Below are 8,814 nucleotides of genomic sequence, written 5' to 3' on the forward strand. Positions count from 1 at the left end.
TTGAGGCAATGTACCAGTTGGGCTTATGCTATCGAGACGGTAGCGGTGTGGACAAGAAACCGCAAGAAGCTATCAGTTGGTTCGGGCGAGCCGCCGATGCGGGACACGTTGAGGCAATGTACCAGTTGGGCTTATGCTATCGAGACGGTAGCGGTGTGGACAAAAACCCGCAAGAAGCTATCATACCCTTTAGTTTGAGAGATCTGGACTAAAGGCCTACCCGCACAAATCCGCGGCCTGAAGCAGGCCATGGCCGAAGACGTTGTCCCTGCCCGGTTCGCCGAGGTCGATGGCGTGGCGGGCGAGTGCGGCCATGACGTCGTCATGGGTTCGGGTCTGTGGATCCTGGAGGGCGAGTGCCGTGGCTGCGGTGATGAACGGAACGGCGTAGGAGGTTCCGGTGGCAAATTTTGCACCGCGTATCGAGGCGGCGATCCACACGTCCACGCCGGGGCCAGAGATGTCGATATGTTCTCCACGACCGGCGCGCCGATAGACCCGTCTTCGGTGGTCCACGGCTGTCACCGCGATGACACCCGGATAGGCCGCCGGATAGACCGGCTCGGCCCGGGGGCCGCGATTGCCGGCAGCCGCAACGATGACGATGCCGCGTTCGTTGAGGCTCTGAACCATCCGCTCCAGCACGGCGTTGGGCGGGCCCGACAGGCTCATATTGATAATCGCGACGTCACGGCCCGCAACCATGTCCATCGCCCGCACCAGCGTAAAAACATCGCTGCGCTCATCGCCACCTCCACTGCGGTAGAACGCGTCGACAGCGATAACGGTGGCATTGGGCAAAAGCCCCGGCGACCGGCTTTCGGCCGAGCCGATAAGGATCGAGGCGACGGCGGTGCCGTGGCGGCGCGACGACTTGCGCTCGCCCTCAACCGGGGAACCGATGACCTCAAGCCGGCCGTCCTTGAACGCCGTGTGATCCGGATTGATATCCGTATCGATCAGACCGATCCGCACCTCCGCACGGCAGACACCGGCGCCGTCGACGGGCAGCGGCCAGCCGATCATTTCACGCGCCGGGCAACCGGGCCCCTCGCATGCGCGCCGCGCCGGACTGTCCGAGGAGTTGGTTCGATAATAATGATTGAAATCCGCAGTCGCGTCGTCGTCTGCCGCGACAACTTCGATGCGGGCATCATCCAGCGATATGCCGCCGCGAATGCGAAAGCGCACGACGGTTTCATCCAGGACATCGATGTCGTCGCGGCTGAGAACCGTATATCCTCGCTCGACCAGATCGTCGACATCGTCATCGTCCAGGCCGGTCGCGATGATTTCGTCCGGAGCACGGGTTGCGCGCGGCGCGGGCCGGGCAGCGCCTGTGGCGCGGCGCACCGGCCGGTTCGGGCGGAAAACGTTCAAAAGGTTTGGCAGGTTCTGCGAGCCGGCGCCGCGTGAGCGGGATGAAGCGCCCCGATCGTTGTCGTCATCGTCATCATCTCCGTCATAGCCGTTGTCGCCACTGTCTCCACCGTCACCGTCGCCGTCGCCATCATCAGCAAGCGCAGCGGCGTGCCAGGTCCGGCCGGGGTCGACCAGAGCCTCGGCGGACAAAAAAAGTGCCGCAAGCGCCAAAACACTGATAAAAGCCGGAATCGACGATGACGGATGACAGGGTGTTCCAAAAAGTGCCATGCTTGCCTGCTCTTTTCTTGCCAGAGGCCGACCGGCCCAACATCACTATGGCAAGATAACGCACGTCCGACCGTTTTATTCCAGAAATCGTTTTATTTCCGTCTGAGGGATCCAGTCGCACATGGCAGACGAATTTGGCCAACAATTGATCGCCCTGCTGCCGAATTTGAGACGATTCGCCATATCGATCTGCAGATCACGCGATATTGCGGACGATCTTGTCCAGACCACGTGTGAAAAAGCGCTTGCCAACCGTGACAGCTACCAGCCGGGCACGCGCATGGACGCATGGCTGTTTCGGATTCTGCGCAACAGCTGGATCGACCGCACAAGGCGGCAAAAGACCGAAGGGCCGACGACGGATATCGACGACGCGCATTTCCTTGTCGGCCAGGACGGGGCGGCGGTCACAGAGGCGCGCCTGATGCTGGACGAGACGGCAAGGCGCATCGCGGCGCTGGCCGAAGACCAGCGTGAAGTGCTGGTGCTCGTCAGTGTTGAAGGCCTTTCATACAAGGAGGCCGCCGAAGTGCTCGACCTGCCCATGGGCACGGTGATGAGCCGGCTTGCCCGGGCGCGGAAAAAAATAATGGGCGAGATGGGAATAGATGACGGCTCCACACGTTCTGAAGACAGGAAAGGTTTATCGAAATGACCGAACAGCGCTTCAGTGACGAGGAACTCATGGCGTTTGCCGATGGCGAACTGGACCCGGAAAAACAGGCCGCGGTCGAACAGGCCATCGAGACCGACGAAGATGTCGCCGCGCGCGTCGCGACCTTCATGGAAAGCGGCGCGTTGGCCAGGGACAGCCTGCAGCCACTGCTGGAGGAGGCCGTGCCGGCGTCTTTGGCGGCGAAGGTCGATGCGATGGTCGATCCGCAAAGCAATGTCACGGCCTTCCCGGGTCCCGCCCGTGTCGCGCCGCAGGCGCGCCAGCGCTGGGCCCTGCCCCTGGCGGCATCCATTGCGCTCGTCGCCGGAGCAATCGGCGGCTATCTCGTCGGCTCCCCGTCACAGACGGCGCCCGGCGGCCTGCAGATGGCGGATCTCGCGCAGCCGGGTATCGTCAGCGCGCTGAACTCGGTCGCGTCCGGAGCCGAAAGCGACCTTGCCGACGGCGACCGGTTCCGCGCGATTGCCAGCTATCGCGGTACCGACGGCGCGCTGTGCCGTGAGTTCGAGGTCGACCACACCGACAATACAACGGTTGTCGGCGTCGCCTGCAGGCCCGGCGATCGCTGGGAGCTGCAGTTTACGGTGGTTGCGGGGCAAAATACTTCCGGTTACGCGCCGGCCTCTTCACTTGAAGCGCTCGATGCCTATCTGACCGCCGTCGGCGCGGGACAGCCGCTGTCGGCTGAAGACGAGGCCGGACTTCTCAGATCAATCAGGTAGATTTGGAGCGAGAGCCTGAAAGACATGCTCACGGGCGGATCAGGCCACCCGTGAGAGCCGCGGCGTGAGATCGACACGGCGAAAGCGCTCGGTCAGGTCCCGCGGCGGATGGCCGGCCACGACGACCGTGACGTCGCGCCTTGCGAGTTCAAGCAGCAATGACTTGAACATCTCGGTGTCGCCGGTGAGATCAGGGTCGGCAATGAGGACCAGTGCGCTGCGGCGCAAAACGGCCCTCGCCGCGCGCACCGCATGAGCCGGAACGTCAAGCAGCCTGCCGTCCTCCCGCACCTCCAGCATTGCCTCATGCCCGGTTATTCCGAAAGCTGAAAGGACACGCTGGACTTCTTCCTTGTCGATGTCGGACGGAGCGCCGAGCGCGGCATTTGTCGCAACGCTTCCCTTGACCAGCGGAAAGCCGGGGAAAATCGGCGCAATGCGCCGCAACCATTTTCTCGGGCGAATGGAGGCGCTTTCCTTTCCGAACAGGAAAAGCCCGCCGCCGCCCTTGGATTTCACACGCGAGACCTTGAGCACAAGATCGGCGGTCTCGGCCTCGGACAGGCCGGTCAGGGCAACCCGTTCGCCGGGCGCGGCGCTGAGTGAAACGGGCCGTTCCAGCGGGCCGACCGGCATATTGTCGATGCGCAGGCAGGGGGCGCCCTGTGTTTCTTCAAGGCCGCCGCCCCTGTCCAGCTCGATCGCGGGCAAAGCGAGCACGGTCTTCAGCCGCTCCATCGCAACGCGGTGCGCCAGCCGGTATTCCATGCCAAGCGCGACGGAACTGAGATGCGCCGAAAGCAGACCGGTCGTCATCGCCAGGACCCCAAGCGAGACGGCGTCCATCGACCAGCCAGGCGAAGAAAAGACAAAACCGCTGGCGAACAGAACGACGGCCGGGAAAATGAGGTCACCGCTCGACCGCATCAGGCCGGAAAAGGTCGCCCGACCGACAAGCGCCTTGTTCAGGCGAACCGAGCGCCGTTCCATTCCCCGTACGACCGGGCCGTGGCGGCCGAAGCCAAGCAGTGTCAGGCGTGCATTGAGGATCGATCCTGCGCGTGCGGCGATGCGCCCGCGTCGACGACGGCTCTCGCGGATCCGCTTGTTCAGCGGACGCAGGCAGAGAAGTGTCGGAACGGCCCAGAGGCAAAAGGCCATGGCAAAAAGAACCGCCAGCGCCGGCTCGAAACGAGAAAGCAGGGCGATGATCGTCACCAGCATCGCCCCCGCAACGGCCATCGCCACAAGGCCGCTTGCAAGCCACAGCTTGATCGCGGAGAGATCATTCACCACACGCGTCATCACCAGGCCGGAACGCAGGCGCCGCGTGTCGGCCGGAATACGCACCACGTGGCTGATCAGCGCCGTGCGCAGTTCGGTGACATAGCCGAGCGCGAATGCCTCGGCATATCGGCGCTGCAGGACACGGGCCAGGATCAGGAGTGTCGTTCCGCCGACAACGACCGCCAATAGAGCCGGACGCAGATCGGGTTGATCCGCGCCGGTCAAGAGACGGCTGCCGGCGAAGGCGACGGCAAGCGCCGATGCCGCCTGAACGACACCGATCGATGCGAGACCGGCCAGTTGCAGAAGCCTGCGGCCGGTCCACAGGACGGGAGTGCTCATCGCTCCTGTCCCGCGACGGCCGCCAGCCCTATCCCGGCAAGGCCTGCCCATTCGCTCACCGCGCCCCGGTCGCACAGATCGTTGAGACCGAGAACAGGAAAGCACGATGCCGCTGCCGCCTCGCGCACTGCCAAAGGCGAGCGGGTCAACGCACCGGTTATGCCAAGAACCCTGTGTCCGCCGCGCGCAAGGTCCGACGCGCCCGATACCGCGCCCATGGCGTCGCCGGCGGCAAAGAACGTGCCGGTCAGGATCGACTGCAGCCGCTCCATTTGCGCAAGCGCCGCAGTTTCCGCCTGGTAAAGCCCGTCCGCAATCTCGACAACCGCGACGGAGCAGCCGCGGCGCGCAAGTGTGCCGAGCAGGCTCTCCGCGGCATCGCAAATCCGTTCCGGATGGATATTGAACGTGCTGGCAAAACCGGCATCGGTGAAATCAAGCACCTCGTCCGCGCCGTAATCGCGCATCAGCCAGGGATCGCCGCCGGCCGCCGTGCCGGTGATCTTGGCTGCGCCGACGCTGTATCCCGCATCGGCAAATCCCTTGACCAGCGTTGCGGCGGTCCTTGTCTTGCCGGCATTCATGGAGGTTCCGAAGACCGCGAACACGGCCTGCGGGATGGGGCCTTTGGCGTTGGGCAGGGCAAAGTCCGCCAGATTGAGCGGTTCGGCCCGGGCGCAGCCCAGCAGGCCGATGGGTTCGATGCAGGTCGGTCCGCTGCCCATCTTGTCGTGCCATGCAACGGCGCGCGAGGCGACACCGCCGGCGGCCACGAGATGGCAGGGCCTGAGGTCCTTCGGAACATAGGCCTCATACTGGTCGGGCGCGTATCTGTCGCCATAGGCCACAATGATATTGTCGCCGGGAATAAGCGTCGCGCGCCGGCCGCTCGGCAATTCAATCCGCTGATGCGAGCCCAGCCGGCTCACGCGGGCAAGCACGAGATCACCGGCCCGCGGACCGGGCCCGTCCTTCAACAATGTCTTGATTTTCTCCTTGGGAACGCGCCGACAGGAAAATGCCCGCTTTGCCGCGTTGACCACGTGTCTTTCGAGAATCTGCATCGGTCTCCCTTTCAAATTTCGACCCGCCGCACAGCGGCAATGGAAGGGGAACGGCGCAGCGCGAAACTTATTCCGGCCCGATCAAGCGGTTTTTTGAGCCCGGGCGGCAAACGGCCCGAAATGCCCGCGAATGAAGGGGCCTTGCGGGTGTCTCACGTTGAGTGACGGGCGGTGGCATTGCGTGAGAAAGAAGGATTGATCTATCGCAAGGCAGCGGCGCGGAACGCGACCTAGGCTTTTCGATAACAACCGCTCCTGCCTTGGAAGATCGAACGGAGGTGAAACATGCGCATACTGCTTGTCTACGGCACCACCGAGGGTCAGACCCGGAAAATTGCCGAGTTCTGCGCGGCCAGACTGGCTGAGGCCGGCCATGACGTGGAGACCAGGGACAGCCGAAGACGTATGGCGGATCTCGACATGTCCTCCTTTGACGCCGCCATTCTGGCCGGGTCCGTCCACCAGAGGCAGCACCAGGAAACGCTGCTCAACTTCGCCGTGGCGCACCGGGCGCAACTCAAGGCGATGCCGACCATGCTGTTGTCTATCAGCCTGTCCGTCGCTTTCGAGAATGGCGAGGACGAGGCCAGACGGTATGCGGAAGGGTTTGTCGACGACACCGGGCTCAAACCCGACGTCACCGAACTTGTCGCCGGAGCGCTGAAGTTCGACCAATACGACTATTACATGAACCAGATCGTCGAACATATCGTTCTGGAGGACCGCGCGCCGATCACGCAGGACCGTGAATTCACCGACTGGGATGCGTTGGGAAAAGCGGTGGACGCGTTTGCCGCGTCCCTCAAGGATGCCGCCAACCGGGCGTGATTGCCGTTTTGGGCGATATCCGGCCGCTTCCGGTTTGGCGGATTCACCTGCTTGCGGGCTGCTCGTCCCGCCCCGATGCCGCGTCCTGCACAAACCGGCCCGGACCCTGCCGCCAGACCATGCTGCAGGGTCGCGCAACGGATCTGTTTATCGCAAACAAATACTTAATAACATTGATAAAATACGGCTTCCGCATTTTCCGGAATCTTGAGTTGATTGAGTCACACTGCCTCCAAGTGGAGGTTGTGTCATGTTTAGAGTATTGGCCTCGATATTTATCTGGATCTGCATGGCGGTGGCGTTTTCGCAGCCGGCAAACGCCGCGTCCGCACTCATGTTCAACCTGACCATGGCGTCACCGAAACTGCTGATGGTGTCGCCGCAATCGCCGCTGTCCGCGGGGGCGGACATGGAACGCTTCTGTCTTGCGCTGGCGATCTATCACGAGGCACGCGGCGAACCCGATCCCGGCCAGTATGCGGTCAGCATCACCGTGCTCAACCGGGTGCGCTCGGGCGCCTATCCGGACAGCATCTGCGATGTCGTCTATCAGAATTCCGAGAGACCGCACCGGTGCCAGTTTTCCTTTGCCTGCGACAGGCTGAGCGACTTTCCCGGGAACCTCAAGGCATTTGCCAAAGCGAGCCGGATCGCCCAGTTCACAAACAGTGTCAGGCCGCTTCTGGACAATGATGCGGTGCTCGGCTCACCCTTCGCGACGGTCGGCGTCATGACCCATTATCATCGCTTTGATGTAAACCCGGTGTGGTCGAGAAAGCTCAAGCGCCTCACGCGCGTCGGCGCCCATGTCTTTTTCAGGAGCGACCGTGTCGTCAAGCGCTACCGTAAGGCGAAGCCGCCAATGTCCGTTCAGCTTGCGGCATTTGGCGGCCCGGGGCCGGCCTATCCTGAAAAGTCGGCGACACCGCCTTCCCTTTGATCTTGTGCCGCCGGCATCCGGCGTTGCTTGACACTGCGCGCGCCACACTCCCTTAATGGCTCCCCGCGGAACAAACGGGAGCCGCCGTGCCGATTACGCGTCTGGACCATGTGAATATCGTGACGGTCAACCTTGCGGACATGGTTGCCTGGTACCGGGATGTGCCCGGCCTTACGGAGGGCGCGCGCCCGTCTTTCCGTGACCCCGACGGCAATCACATCCATGTCGATTTTCCGCTTGAAGAACTCGACGACGATCTGAAATCAAAACTGCAAGGCCGGCCGTAACAAACGTTTGACCGCGCCGTTTATTCCATCCTGTGTGTGCCCTGGCAGTCTTTCGACGGCCTGGACAGCTAGCGAATAACCGTGATCTCGGACAGTTGCTGATCGGCGGTCAGGCGGACGAGTTCGGCAATCTCCTTGAACATCGGCGCATGAACGGACCGCTTGCGCCATGTCAGGCCGATCTGCCTGAAAAGGTTCGGCGCATTCAGGTTCAGCACCGCGACCTCGCTGCGGCCGCTGATCTCCGAGCGCACGTAAAGCGCCGGCAGGAAGGCCAGCCCGACGCCCATACCGGCCATCAGGCGCAGCGTATCGAGGCTGGTCCCTTCATAATCGCGCAGCAGCGTTGCGCCGAAATCCTCGCACAGCCGGCTGACCTGGTCGTGGAGGTGATGTCCGCGTTCAAGAGCAAGAACGTTCTGTCCCGACAAATCCGAGCGAAGCACCGTATCCTTGGAGGCCAGCGGGTGATCGGGCGCGGCGACAACCCTCAGCGGCTCGCGGAACATGCGGTCCATTTCGAGGTCGGCCTGAACGATCGGCAATGGTGAGATGACAAGATCGAACTCGCCCGACTGCAACTGGCTTTGAAGTTCGGACGGCTTGCCCTCGCGCACATAGAGCCTCAGATTGGGGTATCGCGTGTGCAGATCCGGAATCATGTGCGGCAAAAGGTACGGTCCGAGCGTCGGCGGCACGCCAAGACGGATCGTTCCGTCGAAACCGTGATGCGAGGAGGCCGCAAGATCGGCAATATCCTGGACATCCGACAGGACCCGGCGGGCGCGTTCGGAAATCTCCCTGCCGAGGGGCGTCAGCATTACCCGCGCGGATCCGCGTTCGACAAGCGGCGCGTCCAGCTTTTTTTCCAGCTCCTGTATCTGCGCGCTGAGGGTCGGTTGCGTCACGTGAACACGCTCCGCCGCCCGGCGAAAATGCAGTTCTTCGGAGAGCGCGACAAGATATCTTAGCTGGCGGAGGGTGGTCATGGAATGTTCATGGTCCTGTCGATTGA

At 62.7% G+C, this 8,814-nt stretch carries 10 protein-coding genes; 6 read left to right on the plus strand and 4 right to left on the minus strand.

The annotated features are described in order from the left end of the window. A partial coding sequence (locus AC5E6N_RS21395; protein ID WP_491749713.1) for a tetratricopeptide repeat protein occupies positions 1-212 on the plus strand: 212 nt, incomplete at its 5' end. Between the two features lie 4 nt (positions 213-216). Here the strand turns inward: AC5E6N_RS21395 and AC5E6N_RS21400 are convergent. Beyond that, positions 217-1,653: a S8 family serine peptidase gene (locus AC5E6N_RS21400; RefSeq protein ID WP_491749714.1), complete on the minus strand. Its 1,437-nt coding sequence runs from the start codon at positions 1,651-1,653 to the stop codon at positions 217-219. Between the two features lie 121 nt (positions 1,654-1,774). On the opposite strand from AC5E6N_RS21400, the gene AC5E6N_RS21405 reads away from it, so the two are divergent. Next, positions 1,775-2,308, plus strand: coding sequence for an RNA polymerase sigma factor (locus tag AC5E6N_RS21405; protein WP_491749715.1), 534 nt, complete (start codon positions 1,775-1,777; stop codon positions 2,306-2,308). Then, positions 2,305-3,051 carry an anti-sigma factor family protein gene (locus AC5E6N_RS21410; RefSeq protein ID WP_491749716.1) on the plus strand — a complete coding sequence of 249 codons (747 nt, stop codon included), beginning with the start codon at positions 2,305-2,307 and terminating at the stop codon, positions 3,049-3,051. Before AC5E6N_RS21405 ends, AC5E6N_RS21410 begins: the two co-directional genes overlap by 4 nt. Before the next feature lie 39 nt (positions 3,052-3,090). Here AC5E6N_RS21410 and AC5E6N_RS21415 read toward each other — a convergent pair whose 3' ends face one another. Together AC5E6N_RS21415 and AC5E6N_RS21420 are read right to left on the minus strand one after the other, a co-directional pair. Continuing rightward, on the minus strand, positions 3,091-4,680 hold the full coding sequence (locus AC5E6N_RS21415) for an ABC transporter transmembrane domain-containing protein (RefSeq protein ID WP_491749717.1): 1,590 nt from the start codon (positions 4,678-4,680) through the stop codon (positions 3,091-3,093). Further along, complete coding sequence (locus tag AC5E6N_RS21420; protein WP_491749718.1) at positions 4,677-5,744, minus strand: P-loop NTPase family protein; 1,068 nt, start codon at positions 5,742-5,744, stop codon at positions 4,677-4,679. Before AC5E6N_RS21420 ends, AC5E6N_RS21415 begins: the two co-directional genes overlap by 4 nt. A 285-nt stretch (positions 5,745-6,029) precedes the next feature. On the opposite strand from AC5E6N_RS21420, the gene AC5E6N_RS21425 reads away from it, so the two are divergent. The 3 genes from AC5E6N_RS21425 to AC5E6N_RS21435 all read left to right on the plus strand — a co-directional run bounded on the left by AC5E6N_RS21425 (position 6,030) and on the right by AC5E6N_RS21435 (position 7,799). Then, a complete protein-coding gene (locus AC5E6N_RS21425) occupies positions 6,030-6,572 on the plus strand; it encodes a flavodoxin domain-containing protein (RefSeq protein ID WP_491749719.1) in 543 nt (180 codons plus the stop codon). A 250-nt stretch (positions 6,573-6,822) separates the two neighbouring features. After that, positions 6,823-7,512 carry a cell wall hydrolase gene (locus AC5E6N_RS21430; RefSeq protein ID WP_491749720.1) on the plus strand — a complete coding sequence of 230 codons (690 nt, stop codon included), beginning with the start codon at positions 6,823-6,825 and terminating at the stop codon, positions 7,510-7,512. 86 nt (positions 7,513-7,598) lie between these two features. Beyond that, on the plus strand, positions 7,599-7,799 hold the full coding sequence (locus tag AC5E6N_RS21435) for a VOC family protein (RefSeq protein ID WP_491749721.1): 201 nt from the start codon (positions 7,599-7,601) through the stop codon (positions 7,797-7,799). Positions 7,800-7,867: 68 nt separating this feature from the next. On the opposite strand, the gene AC5E6N_RS21440 is transcribed toward AC5E6N_RS21435, so the two are convergent. Then, positions 7,868-8,814: hydrogen peroxide-inducible genes activator (locus AC5E6N_RS21440; RefSeq protein ID WP_491749722.1), on the minus strand; the 947-nt coding region annotated here is incomplete at its 5' end.

Source organism: Hoeflea sp., assembly GCF_984452065.1.